This window comes from Streptomyces sp. NPDC086549, from assembly GCF_044746205.1.
Lineage (GTDB): Bacteria > Actinomycetota > Actinomycetes > Streptomycetales > Streptomycetaceae > Streptomyces.
Genome location: NZ_JBIVBS010000017.1, coordinates 97,630 through 111,115, shown reverse-complemented (window position 1 = coordinate 111,115; position 13,486 = coordinate 97,630). Strand labels below are relative to the sequence as shown.

Below are 13,486 nucleotides of genomic sequence, written 5' to 3'. Positions count from 1 at the left end.
CAGGTCAGCCCAAACCCTCCTGGGCATGGGTCCTGTCTAGAGCCGCCCGGCGATGTCCAGCGCCGCGACGTACCCGAACGTCATGGCCGGACCGATGGTCGATCCCGCGCCCGCGTAACTGTGCCCCATCACGGCGGAACTGGCGTTCCCGGCGGCGTACAGTCCCGGGATCACCGATCCGTCCGCCCGCAGCACCCGCGCCCGCGCGTCCGTCACCAGCCCGCCCTTCGTGCCGAGGTCGCCCGGCATGATCCGGAAGGCGTAGTACGGCGGCAGCCACAGCGGCGCGAGGCAGGAGTCGGGCAGGACCGCCGGGTCCGTGTAGTAGTGGTCGTAGGCGCTGTCGCCCCGGTGGAAGTCGGTGTCCTTGCCGTGCAGGGCCTGGGAGTTGAAGCGGTCGACGGTGGCCCGCAGGGCGGCCGCGGGAACCCCGATGGACGAGGCGAGGGCGTCCCAGCTCCAGGCCTTGTACACGGCCCCCGAGCTGTACCAGTCGTCGGGGAACACGAAGGTCGGGGCCACGTCCTTGAACAGGTACCGGTTGCGGTAGTTCTGGTCGACGACCAGCCAGGCCGGGATGTCGGGGTCGGTGGGGTTCCGGTCGTACATCGTGTGGACGACGTCGCTGTACGGGGCGGCCTCGTTGACGAAGCGGCGTCCGGCCGCGTCGACCATCAGACCGCCGGGCAGGGTGCGTTCGGCCAGACAGAAGTAGGGCTGGCCGGGCAGCGGAATGGCCGGTCCCCACCAGGCGTCGTCCATCAGCCCGAGCGCACCGCCGGCCCGCTCCCCCGCCCGGATCCCGTCCCCCGTGTTCTCCTTGGCCCCTACGGTCCACTCCGTGCCGATGGGCTGCCGCTGGTACTGCGCCCGCATGGCGGCGTTGTGCTCGAACCCGCCGGACCCGACGACGACCCCGCGCCGGGCGCGGACGAGCCCCGGGGACCCGTCCCGGGTGACGACGGCCCCCGTCACCGCTCCGCTCTCCACATACAGGTCGGTGAGGGGGGAGTTGAGCCAGACCGGCACCTGGGCGTCGAGCAGCCCCTTGCGCAGCCCGGCGGCGAGCGACTGCCCCATGGTGAGCGGCTTCTGCCCGAGCAGGGCCGCCTTGGTGCCGCGGGCCAGGCACTCGGTGGCGACGGCGGCGCCCTTGACGCTCACGGCCGCCAGGGCGAGCCACTTGTAGTCGGCGCTGAAGACCACCATGCCGGCGGGTACCTGCATGTACGGCGGGTTGAGATGGGCGAGTTCGGCGCCCAGGACGTTCCCGTCGAGCTGGTCGGGTTCGATCGACCGCCCGCCCGGCAGCCCGCCCGGCAGCTCCGGGTAGTAGTCGCTGTAGCCCTCCATCCACCGGAACCGCAGCGGGCTGTTGGCCATGACGAACGAGATCATGGCGGGCCCGTGGGCGAGGAAGGCCTGCTGCCGTGAGGCGGGCACGTCCGTCCCCACCACGGCGGCGAGATACGCGGCGGCCTTGGCCGGGGTGTCCGGCACACCGGCGGACAGGATGACGGGGTTGTTCGGAATCCAGATCCCGGCTCCGGAGCGGGCGGCGGACCCCCCGAAGGTGGCCGCCTTCTCCACGACGACACAGCTCAGCCCCTGCCCCGCGGCGGTGAGCGCAGCGGTCATCCCGGCGGCCCCCGCCCCGATGACGACGACGTCGTACGTACCCAGGAGCGGTAAGTCGGCTGCGGTGGCCCCCTGTTGGACCCCGGCGACCGCGAGGGCGAGCCCGGCGCCCGCTGCGGTGCCGAGCACGTGTCTGCGGGTGGGTGAGCCGGTACTTCTCGCGGACATGGCAGGTCCCTCCGAAGCGGGTCTGGGGGACCGGAATGTCGCGCGGGGGGCTTACGAAGTCAAGAGCTACGCGTCGGCCAGCACGGCGAGACAGTCCCGCCAGGCGGGCTCGCCGAGCAGGGGCCGAAAGCGAGTGAACAGGGCGAGCAGATCGGGGCCGTACCGCTCACGGAAGGCGGGATCCCGCCCGGCCAGGTCGAGTTCGTTGGCGGCGGTGAGCTCGGCGAAGTCACGGGACAGGCGGGGTGCGGGATGCAGGGTGCGGGACGTGAAGCGGTCGCGGAAGGGGGAGTTGTGGTCCGTGAGGGTCGGATAGGTGGCCTTCCGGTCGCAGCTCGCGTAGTGGTACACGATCGCCTCGGCCTCGGTGCCGATCACCGTCCTGAGCTCGGGGCGGCGGTCGAGCGGGAGCAGTGCGGACGGAAAGCCGTCGGTGCCGTAGGCGGCATGGCACAGGCCGGCGAGCCGGAGGGCGGGGCGGGCGCCCCAGGTGGCCAGTCGGTCCCGCACACGGTCGAGGTGGGCGAGGAGGGTGCCGCCCGGGTGCGCAAGGGTGTCCGCCCCCAGCCGCCCCAGCAAGTCCCGCGCTCGCGCCGCCGTTCGGTCGTCCTGATCGTCCATGTGCCGTGTCCCTTCGGCGAGTGTGGTCGGCACCCGCTCCCCTTCCCGGGGTGAGGAGCGGGTTGCCGCCTGGGCCCGGAGAAGAGCTTCGCCCTCGGCCCGTGGTCCAGTCAATCCTTGGGTTTTGTCACCAACTCCAAGTGCTAGCTTGGGTCTTGTGACCCTCGACGACCTGCGCGTGTTCGTGGCCGTGTGCCGGGCCGGAAGCCTGAGCGCGGTGGCCCGTGACCTCGGGTGCACCCAGTCGGCCGTGAGTCAGCACGTCAGGCGCCTGGAGCGGGAGACGGGGACGGCCCTCGTGGAGCGGCAGCCTCGCGGGGTCGTGCCCACACAGGCGGGACGGATACTCGAAGCCGCGGCCGCCGAGGGGATCTCCGGACTGGACCTCGCCGTACGGCAGTTGCGGGACCTGGTCGACGGGCACAGCGGATACGTACGCGTGGCGACCGGGGCGACGACCGTACGGCACTTCATGTCGGACGCGGTGGTCACGTTCCGGCGGCGCCATCCCCGGGTCAGCCTTGAGTTCCGGACGGTGAGTTCGGGGCGCGGCAGCTTCGACGCGCTGGCCGACGGCACCCTGGACCTGGCCTGGATCACGCTCGGTCCGCCGGTGCGGGGGATCGAGCAGCGGGCGGTGGCCGAGCTCCCGTGGGTGCTGGCGGTGCCGGCGGACGATCCGCTGGCGGAACGGGCGTCAGCGGCCGCCGGTGACCTGACGGACATCCGTCTGATCCGGCTTCCGCCGAACTCCGCGTCCGCCGCCCATCTGGAGGCCGCGTGCGCGGAGTCGGGGGTGCGCTTCACGTACGACACCAGCGTCGCCGACTGGGACACGGCCCTCCTGCTGGCGGAGCTCGGCGTGGGCCGGGCGGTCGTGCCGGCGCTGCCGGGGCTTCCCGTCCCCGCAGGCGGGCGGCTCCGGCTGATTCCTCTTCCCGGGCTGCGCCCGCTGCCGGTCGGCTGGGCGGTCCGCCGCTGGGACGCGCTCAGTCCGCCGGCGCGGGCCTTCGCGGACATCGTCGAGAACGCGCGCGCCCGGGCGGCGTGAGGGGTCCGAGGCGATGAGCGCCTCGGACCCCCGCGTCCCTCACTTCACCAGGCCACCGGCAGTTCGAGGGGGAACCGCCGGATCGTCTCCGTGTCCCACCGCACCTCCTCCGGGGGCACCGCGAGCCGCAGCTCGGGGAATCGTTCCAGCAGCCGTCCGATCGCCACCTCCAGCTCCGCCATGGCCAGGGGGACGGCGATGCACCGGTGGCCGCCCCAGCCGAAGGTCATGTGGGGGGCGTTGCGCCCGGGCAGGTCGGGATCGATGAGGTGGGGTTCCGGGTAGCGCGCCGGGTCGCGGTTGGCCGCCAGGTACGACACATGGACGAAGTCGCCCGCCCGGATCTTCACGCCGTCCATCTCGACGTCCTCCACCGCCACCCGGGGGATGCCGACCCCCTTGCGGAACGGGATGTACCGGAGGATCTCGTGGATGGCGTCCGTCAGGTTCTCCGGGCGCCGCCGCAGGTAGGCCGCCAGCTCGGGCCGGGTCAGCAGCAGATACACGATGTTGCTGATCTGGCACGTCGCCGTGTCCTGCCCGCTGAGCACCAGGGTCAGGGCCATGACGGCCAGTTCCCTGTCGTCGAGCTGGTCCTCGCCCTCCCGCGCGGCGGCCATCGAGCTGATGATGTCGTTGCCGGGGGTGCGGCGGCGCTGCTCGACCATGGCGCCGAAGTAGTCCGTCAGGTCGGTCTTCACCTTGGCCGCCGCCGCCCTGTTGTCCTCGCCGGTGACGAGGAGCCGGTGGACCTGCTCGCGCATCCGGGACCATTCGTCCCGGGGGATCCCGAGCAGATGCAGGATCGTGTGCTGGGGGAACGGGTTCGACAGGTGCCGTACCAGGTCCGCGGGCGATCCCTGCTCGGTCATCTCGTCGAGCAGGGAGTCGGCGAGCAGGACGATCCGCTCCCGCATCCCGTCGACCTGCTGCTGGGTGAACGCCTGTGACGCCAGTCGCCGTACGCGACTGCTGTGCGGCGGGTCCATCACGTTGATGGACTCGGGGGAGACGATGGGCTCCGGTGTCATCCGGGGATAGTCGTGGCCCATGATCTGCGCCCGGCTGAAGCGCTGGTCCGAGCAGACCTGCTGGACCGAGCGGAAACCGGTGACCAGCCAGGCGCCGGCATCGCCGTACGGGAGCCGGATGCGGGTGAGGGAGTCGCGTTCCATGATGGCCGCGAGCTCGGGATCGAAGTCGAGGGCCTCGCTGTAGTCGAACGGGCAGGTGGTCGGTTCGTCGCTCGTGGTCATCAGGCGCCGTTCCCCTTCATCGGCTCGACATTGGTGGCGTCCACGACGGGGCGCAGGCCCTTTGCCAGGGCCACGGCGTCGCCGACGGCCCAGTAGTGGACGAAGAACAGGCGGGGTTCGTCGGTGAGGTTGTGGTGGTGGAGCTCGACGAGGTCGGCACCGCCGTGCCGCAGCCCGGCGAGGACGTCGTGGACCTCGTCGGCGATCACGGCGAAGTCCCCGCTGATCGCGGCCTGGCCGCGGCCGAGCGGCTGGAAGTTGAACGAGGTGGTCGATCCGAGGCCCGGGGGCAGGACGAGGTGGCCGTCGGTGATGGTCTCCCTGCGGACGAACGTGCTCTGGTAGACACCGCCGTCGGAGGAGCCCTTCACCCCGAGCGCGGCGTCGATGGCCGCGGTGTCCAGGCCGAAGGGCATGGCGAAGGCGGTGTCGGCCCCCGGGGTCAGGGTGGTGGTCTTCCGGAACGGGGTGGCAGTGCGCTCCAGGGCGGCGCGCAGACCGCGCGCGACGGACACCGGGTCGGTGCTGTGGGCGTGGAGGTGGCACCACCAGATGTCGGGCCGCTGGGAGAGGAGGTGCTTGTGGATGGCCGTCTGCCCGATCCCGTTCTCGTGCAGGGCGTCGCTGAACGGCTGGAGTTCGCCCTCGGTGACCACCGCGTCGCCCATGAGGAGCGAGCTGCCGTCGGCGTACCGGACGAAGGAAAGATGGGTGCCCAGGGCGAGCGCGGGGCGGACCATGATGCCCCGGGAGACCACGTGGAGGTCCCGGCGCAGCAGGGGCGTGTGGTACATGTACCGCTTCATGCCGCCCGGTGCGCCGAGGGCCGCGCCCACGTCCGACCAGTCGGCCAGTTCGGTCATCACCGGCCGGACCAGGGTGGGTACCGGCTCGGCCGGCCGGCCGGCGGCCATGGCGCGGGTGGTCGGAACCGCGCCGACGGCTCCGGTCAGTACGGGCGCCAGCGCGACGGTGGTCAGCACGCGGCGCCTGGACGCGGTCGGTCCGGGGTGGGCATCCTGCTGTCGGTCGTCAGTCATTTCATATGCCTCCTGGCGCGATGGAAGCACGGGAGGCCTCCCGGACCCGTGATCTGCACCGGCAGATGGGTCCGGGTGGGCTAAGCGGGATGGGGCCGGTCGGATGACCCCCGCACGCGGCGCCGGACGGCGCCTAGCCGTACAGCCCCTCCACCTGCGCCGTGAAGTCCCGCATGATCGCTTCCCGGCGGAGCTTCATCGACGGGGTCAGATGACCGGCGGTCTCGGTGAAGTCGACCGGGAGCACCGCGAACTTCCTGATCGACTCCGGGCGTGACACCAGCCGGTTCGCCTCGTCCACCGCCCGTTGCAGCACCGCCCTCAGCTCGGCGTCGTCCACGAGGAGCTCCGGCGGGACGGGGTGCTTGCCGTTCATCTGGCGCCAGTGGGTGATGCCGTCGGGATCGAGGGTGAACAGGGCGGTGACGTAGGGGCGGGCGTCGCCGACGAGCATGCACTGGGAGACCAGGGGGTGGGAGCGCAGCCAGTTCTCCAGCGGGGCGGGGGCCACCGACTTGCCGCCCGCCGTGATGAGCAGTTCCTTCTTGCGGCCGGTGATCGTCAGATAGCCCTCGTCGTCCAGCTCCCCGATGTCGCCCGTCGGCAGCCAGCCGTCGCGGGTCGCGGGGACGACCCCGCCCGCCTGGGGGTCCCAGTAGCCGCGCAGCACGTGGTCGCCCGCGATGAGGATCTCGCCGTCGGCCGCGATACGGACCTTGGTGCCGGGCAGCGGCCAGCCCACCGTTCCCAGGCGGGGCTTCAGCGGCGGGGTCACCGTGGAGGCGCCCGTCGTCTCCGTCAGACCGTAGCCCTCGAAGATCTCGATGCCGGCGCCGGCGTAGAACGCGGCCAGGCGGCGGCCGAGCGGGGAGCCGCCGCAGATGGCGTACTTGACTCGGCCGCCCATCGCCGCGCGGATGCGGCGGTAGACCAGGGGGTCGTAGAAGGCGCGGGCGGTCTTCAGGGACCGGTTCGGGCCGTTGCCGGTCCCCGTCTGCCGGGCCTCCAGTGCCTCGCCGTAGCGCTGCGCCACCGACGCGGCCCGGTCGAAGGAGGACGCGCGGCCGCCGGCCTCCGCCTTGGCGCGGGCGGTGTTGAAGACCTTCTCCAGCATGTAGGGGATGGTCAGCAGGCAGGTCGGCCTGAAGGCCGCCAGGTCGGGGAGCAGGTCCTCGGCCTTCAGGCTCGGGGCATGACCGAGCCGCACCCCGGCCCGGACGCAGGCGATCGCGACCATCCGGCCGAAGACGTGGGACATGGGCAGGAACAGGAGGACCGACACCTCCTCGCCCGACTTCGCCTTGAAGATGGGGTAGAGGAGTTCGATCGCGTTGTCGACCTCGGCGAAGAAGTTGCCGTGCGAGAGCGCGCAGCCCTTCGGGCGGCCGGTGGTGCCCGAGGTGTAGATGAGGGTGGCGAGCGTGTCGGGGACCAGCATGCCCCGGCGTACGCCGACTTCGGAGTCCGGCACCTGCGTGCCCAGTTCGGCCAGGCGCCCGACGTGGCCCTTCTCCATCACCCACATGTGCCGCAGGTCGGGGATGCGTTCGAGTTCGGGGCCGATGGCGGCCGCCTGGGCGGCGGTCTCGGTGACCAGGGCCACGGCGCCCGAGTCCTGGAGGATCCAGCGGGTCTGGAAGACGGAGGAGGTGGGGTAGACGGGGACCGTGACGAGACCGGCCGCCCACGCGGCGAAGTCGAGGAGGGTCCACTCGTAGGTGGTGCCGGCCATGATGGCGATACGGTCGCCGGGCACGAGCCCCTCGGAGATGAGGCCCTTCGCCACCGCCATGACCTGCTCGGCGAACTGAGCCGCCGTCACGTCCTCCCAGTCGCCGTCCGCCGTCTTGCGGCTGAGGATCACCGCGCCGGGTTCCGCCTCCGCATTCTCGAACGGCAGGTCCGCCAGCGACCCGTGCGTCACCGGCGGGGCGAACGGCGGTACGGAGGCCTCGCGTACGGCTCCGTCGAGTCGGCGCGTCTCGGGCGCCACGAGGATCGGCACGCCGTCGTAGTCGGTCGCCGAGACCGTTGCGCCGGAGGAGACGGGGGCGTTCGGGTACGGGGTGGACACGGGCGGCTCCTCGGGCGTGCAGCGGCCAACTGCTTGCTGCATGTCGTACGTGCCTCGCACACCGAGGCGTTCAGCGTCCGGCACCAGAAAGGGGTTACCGCCGGTCAGGCAGGTGATCGTACGGGTCCTCTGTGGCGGGCTTGTGCGGTTTCGGGGATGGAACGGGGACGGGGCTGTGCAATCTCGCGGGTTACGTGAGGAAGGCTCAGGTCCATGGCGCGACCGCCTGCTCAAGGGAGCGCATCTCGACCTCCTCTCCCACCGTGACGTAGGCTTACCTCCAGTAACCTACTCCAAAGTAAGTAATTCCGCCCCAGTCTTGCGGGAGTTGGAGACATGGCCGACCGCTACCTCACCGACTCCCCCGCCCTCGCACCCCTGTTCGCCCGGGGTGCCCTGCGCTCACCGTTCAAGCGGCCCCGGCCGAACGCCGACGTCCCGCACACCCGGCTGGTGCTGCCCGGGGTGCGCGTCGACCTGTCCCGGCTGGCCGCCTACGAGCGCGTGTGCGGCTTCGCCACCGGCGACGACTCGCTCCCGGTCACCTATCCGCACGTCCTCGGCTTCCCGCCGGCCATGCGGCTGATGAGCGGCAGCGACTTCCCGCTGCCGCTGCTCGGCCTGGTCCACACGTCCGTCGAGATCACCCGGCACTCGGCCCTTCCGGCCGCCGGGGAGTACGAACTCGCCGTACATGTCGAGGGGTTGGCCCCGCACCGACGCGGGACGGAGGCGGTGGTCGTCACCGAGGTACGGGACGCCGGGCAGATCGTGTGGGAGTCGCGCAGCACATATCTCGCCCGGCACCGCACCGGTTCCGCCGCGCCCCAGGCGGCCGGGGACGAGCGGGGGCCGCTGCCGGCCGTCGCGGAGTGGAGGATCGCGGGGGATGTCGGGCGGCGGTACGGGGCCGCGTCCGGGGACCGCAACCCCATCCACCTCCACCCGCTCACCGCCCGCCTCTTCGGCTTCCCCCGCGCCATCGCACACGGCATGTGGACCCTGGCCCGCTGCCTCGCCGCGCACGGGGTGCCCCGGACCGCCCTGGTGCGGGCGGAGTTCCGGGCGCCGGTGCTGCTGCCGGGCACCGTGCGGTACGCGGCGGACGACCGAGGCGGCTTCGAACTGCGGGGCGCCGCAGGAGAACGCCTCCACATGACCGGCGAGGTGCTCCCGCCGGCCGGGTGAACAGTGGACGAACAGTCGGTGACCGGTCACCGGTGACGGCCGGAAATGGCCCGGAAAGCCGGACGGCTTGACGGCTGTCTCAGAGGAACGCCCCAGTCTTCCCATGTTCCTCTCAGGTGGCCCTCATAACCGCTTCTTACCTTTCCCCGCATGCCTCCCAGACCCCGACGCATAGCCGTGCTCGCGGACTCGGACACCCGCTGGAAGTGGGGTGCCTCCGTGGCCCGGCAGATCGCTCCCGAACACGCCCTGGACGCCGTCTTCCTCAGCGCCCGCTCCTCACCGACCGAACGACAACTGGCCGAGGTCGGGATCATGCCCGACACCCGGCGTGAACTGTCCGCAGCCGAACTCGTCGACGACGGGGAACTGGCGGACGCCGACATCGTCGTCATGGCGATCACCGGAGGCGCGGTCCTCGCCCTCACCCACAGCCTGGGCCTGGCGTGGGAGGGGCGGGAGCGGCGGCCGATCGTGGTCACCGGGTACGTCGGTGTCGTCTACGAGAAGATGGTCGACGGGCTGCTGACCCGCGGCGGTACGGACCTCGTCCTCGCCAACTCGGGCTATGACGCGGAGCGTTTCCGCGCCGCGTTCGCCGCCGTCGGTGTCGACCCCGACTCGGTGGTGGAGTGCGCGCTGCCCTTCCTCGGCGGCGATCCCTACCTGCCGTCGCCCGACCGCCCGTTCACGCTCACCTTCGCCGTGCAGCCGTCCGTGCCGAAGGGCAAGGCGGCACGGCTGAGGCTGCTGGAGCGGGCCGCGGCCCACGCCCGGCACCATCCCGAGCGGCAGGTGCTGATGAAACTGCGCAGCCTGCCCGGCGAGCACACCACCCACGTCGAGGCCGACCCGTACCAGCTCCTCGTCGAGGAACTGGCCGAGCCCGCCCCCGCCAACCTCCAGCTGGTCTACGGCCACATGGGCGAGGTCCTCGACCGCACCGACCTGCTGGTGACGGTCAGCTCCACGGCGGCCCTGGAGTCGATGCACCGCGGGATACCGACCGCGATCCTGACCGACTTCGGCGTCCGCGAGGCGCACGGCAACCACTACTTCATCCACTCCGGCTGCCTCGCCTCCTGGGACGACCTGGACACCGGCGCGCTGCCCGTCGCGCACCCCGAGTGGGCGGCCGCGCAGGGCATCGGCAAGTCGGATCCGTACGCCGCGGCCCGCGCCCGCATCGCGGCCCTACGCGCCGCGGGCCCGCTCCCGCCCCTGCGGCCGTACTACACGCCCCAGCGGGCCGGGATCTACCTCACCGGCCTGCTGGACCGGCACGGTCTCGACGAGCGGGGCCGCCCGCTGCCCGCCGGGCCGGGCGCCGCCGGTCCGGGACGCGTACAGGCGGCCGTACGGCGGGTCGCCCGGCACGGCGCGAAGACGCTGTACCGGGTCGGGCGCCGACGGGTGGCGCCGGCGCTGCGGCGGTGGGGGGCCGCGTAGGACCGCGTCAGTCCCCGGCGGCGGGCGGGGACCAGGGGCGGCCCTCCATCAGGTTGCCCAGCCCCGCCCACGCGAAGTTCATCAGGGTCGCCGCGGCCTGGCGGGCCGTGACGCCGGGGGTGGCGTTGGCCCAGGCGGCGAGGGACTCGGCGGCGCCGACCAGGGCCTCGGCCAGCCCGGCGACCTCGCGCTCGGGCAGATCGGGGTCCCGGTGGGCCTCGCGCGCGGCGACCACGATCAGCTGGGTCACGAACGCGACGAGCTCCTCGCGCATCGCGGCGACCTCGGCGGCGAAGGGCTCGCCGTGGGTGCGGGCCTGGAGGTGCAGGACCGACCAGCCGTCGGGGTGTTCGGCGGTGTGCGCGAAGAACGCCCGGAGCCCTTCCCAGAGTTGCCGCTCGGCGGGCAGCCCCGGCGCGACACCGTCCCGCACCGCCCGCGTCAGCGCCTTGGCCTCACGCCGGATGCACGCGGTGAACAGATCTTCCTTCGAGTTCAGGTACAGATACACCAACGGCTTGGACACGCCCGCCAGTTCGGCGATCTCGTCCATCGACGCGGCCATGTACCCCCGCTGGCCGAAGGTCCGTACGGCGGCGTCGAGCATCTGCTGCTCCCGCACCGCCCGCGGCATCCGCTTTGTCTTCACGGCACCCATGGGGGCAAGAGTAGTTGGGCACCGGGCCGCCCGACGCGGGGAAGTCCCTAGGAGGCCGGCTCCTGCGCCCGCGCCGTGTCGTCCGCCGCGTCCTCCTGGTTGCGGTTGGCCTCCAGGTTCGACTTCATCCGGTCGACCCTCTGGACGACCTGGACGGACGCCCGGTCCCGCTCCTTGCGCAGCACCACCCAGCTGATCGGCGCCGAGAGCACCAGGGCGAGCAGGAGCACCCACAGGAAGTTGGAGTCACCGAAGCCGCGCGGGAAGATACCGGAGTAGACGGCGCCCCAGACGACCACGAAGCAGCCTGCGAAGACACCGAGGCGCATCAGCGTGTAGCGGAGCATCTCAATCCACTCTTCCGTATCGAACGGTCCTTACGCCACAAACGGGCACCGTCCAGTGAAGCACGTTCCGCACGCGATCTTGCAGCGGGGTCACGGGCCGGTCAGTGCAGCGGCAGCAGCATGGTGATGTCGTCCCGGTCGTCCCCGGGGGCGACGCGGATCGCGCCGGGCACCCGCCCGACCTCCTTGTAGCCGCAGGAGCCGTAGAACCGCTCCAGGCCGACGCCGCCCCGGCAGGTGAGCCGTACGGCCTCGATGCCTTCGAGGCCACGGGCGGCGTCCGCGGCCGCCGCCAGCAGGTCACGCCCATACCCCTTGCCCTGGTGCCGCGGGTGGACCATCACCGTGTAGAGCCACACCCAGTGCTTCATCAGCCGGTGCGTGTTGAAGGAGAGGAACACGGCCGCGGCCACCTCGCCCGCCTCGTCGTGCCCGACGAGCAGCCGGGTACGCCCCTCGGCCATCGCCGCGAGGTGCTTCACCAGCTCCGGGCGTATCTCCTCCCGACTCACCGGCACCAGGAAACCCACCGCCCCGCCGGCGTTGGAGACGTCGGTCCAGAGGTCGAGGACACCGTCACGAAGGGCAGGGGTGACGGAGGGGTCCAGAGTGAACGTAAGGGGCATGCGCGCATGCTATCCATTACCCCAACACGCCATCAGCTCAATGTGCGGGAAGCCACTTTCAGGTCCTCGGGCGCCTTCGTGACGCCGCCGGCCGGACGGGTACCCGTCCGGCCGGCGGCGTCACGTCACACGCGCATCGGCTGCGGCGACTCCCGGCGCAGCGGGTCCGGGCCGTCGTACTCGCGGATGATCTCGTACCGCGTGTTCCGCTCCACCGGACGGAAGCCCGCGTCGCGGATCAGGTCCAGCAGGTCCTCGCGGGTCAGCTTGTTCGGCGTGCCGTAGTTGTCCGCGTCGTGCGTGATCTTGTACTCGACGACCGAGCCGTCCATGTCGTCCGCACCGTGCTGGAGGGCGAGCTGAGCGGTCTGCACGCCGTGCATCACCCAGAACACCTTCACGTGCGGGACGTTGTCGAAGAGGAGACGGGAGACCGCGAACGTCTTCAGCGCCTCGGCGCCCGTCGCCATCTGTGTGCGCGCCTGGAGCCGGTTGCGGACCTTGCCGTCCTTCATGTCGACGAAGTCGTGCTGGTAGCGCAGCGGGATGAAGACCTGGAAGCCGTTCGTCTCGTCCTGGAGCTCACGCAGGCGCAGGACGTGGTCGACGCGGTGCCGGGGCTCCTCGATGTGGCCGTAGAGCATGGTGCACGGGGTCTTCAGACCCTTCTCGTGCGCCAGGCGGTGGATGCGGGACCAGTCCTCCCAGTGGGTCCGGTGGTCCACGATGTGCTGACGGACCTCCCAGTCGAAGATCTCCGCACCGCCGCCGGTGAGGGACTCCAGGCCCGCGTCGATCAGCTCGTCGAGGATCTCCGACGCCGACAGGCCCGAGATCGTCTCGAAGTGGTGGATCTCCGTCGCAGTGAAGGCCTTCAGCGAGACGTTCGGGAGGGCCGCCTTCAGCTCGCGCAGCGAACGCGGGTAGTAGCGCCACGGGAGGTTCGGGTGCAGGCCGTTGACGATGTGCAGCTCGGTGAGGTTCTCCGACTCCATCGTCTTGGCGAGCCGGACCGCCTCCTCGATGCGCATCGTGTACGCGTCCTTCTCGCCCGGCTTGCGCTGGAACGAGCAGTAAGCGCAGGAGGCCGTGCACACGTTGGTCATGTTGAGGTGGCGGTTGACGTTGAAGTGCACGACGTCACCGTTCTTGCGCGTCCGCACCTCGTGCGCGAGCCCGCCCAGCCACGCCAGGTCGTCCGACTCGTACAGCGCGATGCCGTCCTCGCGAGTCAGCCGCTCACCGGAGCGGACCTTCTCCTCCAGCTCGCGCTTGAGCCCGACGTCCATGCCAACACCTTTCTACGACAACCCGCCCAACCGTACTCCCCCACCCTTCGGGCGGGCGGTGCCCCCATACGGCGCTCCGCG

At 71.4% G+C, this 13,486-nt stretch carries 12 protein-coding genes; 3 read left to right on the top strand and 9 right to left on the bottom strand.

The annotated features are described in order from the left end of the window. Nucleotides 1-36 precede the first annotated feature (36 nt). Together kstD and ACIPSA_RS39695 are read right to left on the bottom strand one after the other, a co-directional pair. Nucleotides 37-1,806, bottom strand: a complete 1,770-nt coding sequence (gene kstD / locus ACIPSA_RS39700; protein ID WP_402644055.1) for a 3-oxosteroid 1-dehydrogenase — start codon at nt 1,804-1,806, stop codon at nt 37-39. Nucleotides 1,807-1,872: 66 nt separating this feature from the next. After that, on the bottom strand, nt 1,873-2,427 hold the full coding sequence (locus ACIPSA_RS39695; RefSeq protein ID WP_402644053.1) for a DUF6817 domain-containing protein: 555 nt from the start codon (nt 2,425-2,427) through the stop codon (nt 1,873-1,875). A 157-nt stretch (nt 2,428-2,584) separates the two neighbouring features. Here ACIPSA_RS39695 and ACIPSA_RS39690 point away from each other — a divergent pair, with 157 nt between their 5' ends. Beyond that, on the top strand, nt 2,585-3,478 hold the full coding sequence (locus ACIPSA_RS39690) for a LysR family transcriptional regulator (protein ID WP_402644050.1): 894 nt from the start codon (nt 2,585-2,587) through the stop codon (nt 3,476-3,478). A gap of 44 nt (nt 3,479-3,522) precedes the next feature. On the opposite strand, the gene ACIPSA_RS39685 is transcribed toward ACIPSA_RS39690, so the two are convergent. From ACIPSA_RS39685 to ACIPSA_RS39675, 3 genes are all read right to left on the bottom strand, one after another. Further along, nucleotides 3,523-4,734, bottom strand: coding sequence for a cytochrome P450 (locus ACIPSA_RS39685; protein ID WP_402644048.1), 1,212 nt, complete (start codon nt 4,732-4,734; stop codon nt 3,523-3,525). Continuing rightward, the gene (locus ACIPSA_RS39680; RefSeq protein ID WP_402644046.1) at nt 4,734-5,774 is read right to left on the bottom strand and encodes a DUF1259 domain-containing protein; all 1,041 of its coding nucleotides are present in this window, start codon (nt 5,772-5,774) and stop codon (nt 4,734-4,736) included. The genes ACIPSA_RS39685 and ACIPSA_RS39680 overlap by 1 nt, the downstream gene beginning before the upstream one ends. A 133-nt stretch (nt 5,775-5,907) precedes the next feature. Then, the gene (locus ACIPSA_RS39675; protein ID WP_402644267.1) at nt 5,908-7,779 is read right to left on the bottom strand and encodes an AMP-dependent synthetase/ligase; all 1,872 of its coding nucleotides are present in this window, start codon (nt 7,777-7,779) and stop codon (nt 5,908-5,910) included. A 405-nt stretch (nt 7,780-8,184) separates the two neighbouring features. Between ACIPSA_RS39675 and ACIPSA_RS39670 the strand changes: the two genes are divergently transcribed. Together ACIPSA_RS39670 and ACIPSA_RS39665 are read left to right on the top strand one after the other, a co-directional pair. After that, complete coding sequence (locus ACIPSA_RS39670; protein ID WP_402644044.1) at nt 8,185-9,036, top strand: MaoC family dehydratase; 852 nt, start codon at nt 8,185-8,187, stop codon at nt 9,034-9,036. Between the two features lie 150 nt (nt 9,037-9,186). Continuing rightward, entirely contained in the window at nt 9,187-10,485 is a 1,299-nt protein-coding gene (locus ACIPSA_RS39665) for a DUF6716 putative glycosyltransferase (protein ID WP_402644042.1), read from the top strand. A 7-nt stretch (nt 10,486-10,492) separates the two neighbouring features. On the opposite strand, the gene ACIPSA_RS39660 is transcribed toward ACIPSA_RS39665, so the two are convergent. The 4 genes from ACIPSA_RS39660 to mqnE all read right to left on the bottom strand — a co-directional run bounded on the left by ACIPSA_RS39660 (nt 10,493) and on the right by mqnE (nt 13,405). Next, nucleotides 10,493-11,143 carry a TetR/AcrR family transcriptional regulator gene (locus ACIPSA_RS39660; RefSeq protein ID WP_402644041.1) on the bottom strand — a complete coding sequence of 217 codons (651 nt, stop codon included), beginning with the start codon at nt 11,141-11,143 and terminating at the stop codon, nt 10,493-10,495. A gap of 47 nt (nt 11,144-11,190) precedes the next feature. Next, nucleotides 11,191-11,490, bottom strand: a complete 300-nt coding sequence (locus ACIPSA_RS39655) for a DUF4229 domain-containing protein (RefSeq protein ID WP_402644039.1) — start codon at nt 11,488-11,490, stop codon at nt 11,191-11,193. A 101-nt stretch (nt 11,491-11,591) separates the two neighbouring features. Continuing rightward, nucleotides 11,592-12,116: a GNAT family N-acetyltransferase gene (locus tag ACIPSA_RS39650; protein WP_402644037.1), complete on the bottom strand. Its 525-nt coding sequence runs from the start codon at nt 12,114-12,116 to the stop codon at nt 11,592-11,594. Between the two features lie 125 nt (nt 12,117-12,241). Beyond that, complete coding sequence (gene mqnE / locus ACIPSA_RS39645) at nt 12,242-13,405, bottom strand: aminofutalosine synthase MqnE (RefSeq protein ID WP_402644036.1); 1,164 nt, start codon at nt 13,403-13,405, stop codon at nt 12,242-12,244. Nucleotides 13,406-13,486: the final 81 nt, after the last annotated feature.

What these genes read in the sequence shown, in the direction of transcription:
- kstD (WP_402644055.1), bottom strand. Translation starts at nt 1,806, where the DNA reads ATGTCCGCGAGAAGTACCGGCTCACCCACCCGCAGACACGTGCTCGGC.
- ACIPSA_RS39655 (WP_402644039.1), bottom strand. Translation starts at nt 11,490, where the DNA reads ATGCTCCGCTACACGCTGATGCGCCTCGGTGTCTTCGCAGGCTGCTTC.
- ACIPSA_RS39670 (WP_402644044.1), top strand. Translation starts at nt 8,185, where the DNA reads ATGGCCGACCGCTACCTCACCGACTCCCCCGCCCTCGCACCCCTGTTC.
- ACIPSA_RS39680 (WP_402644046.1), bottom strand. Translation starts at nt 5,774, where the DNA reads ATGACTGACGACCGACAGCAGGATGCCCACCCCGGACCGACCGCGTCC.
- ACIPSA_RS39695 (WP_402644053.1), bottom strand. Translation starts at nt 2,427, where the DNA reads ATGGACGATCAGGACGACCGAACGGCGGCGCGAGCGCGGGACTTGCTG.
- ACIPSA_RS39660 (WP_402644041.1), bottom strand. Translation starts at nt 11,143, where the DNA reads ATGGGTGCCGTGAAGACAAAGCGGATGCCGCGGGCGGTGCGGGAGCAG.
- ACIPSA_RS39685 (WP_402644048.1), bottom strand. Translation starts at nt 4,734, where the DNA reads ATGACCACGAGCGACGAACCGACCACCTGCCCGTTCGACTACAGCGAG.
- mqnE (WP_402644036.1), bottom strand. Translation starts at nt 13,405, where the DNA reads ATGGACGTCGGGCTCAAGCGCGAGCTGGAGGAGAAGGTCCGCTCCGGT.
- ACIPSA_RS39650 (WP_402644037.1), bottom strand. Translation starts at nt 12,116, where the DNA reads ATGCCCCTTACGTTCACTCTGGACCCCTCCGTCACCCCTGCCCTTCGT.
- ACIPSA_RS39665 (WP_402644042.1), top strand. Translation starts at nt 9,187, where the DNA reads ATGCCTCCCAGACCCCGACGCATAGCCGTGCTCGCGGACTCGGACACC.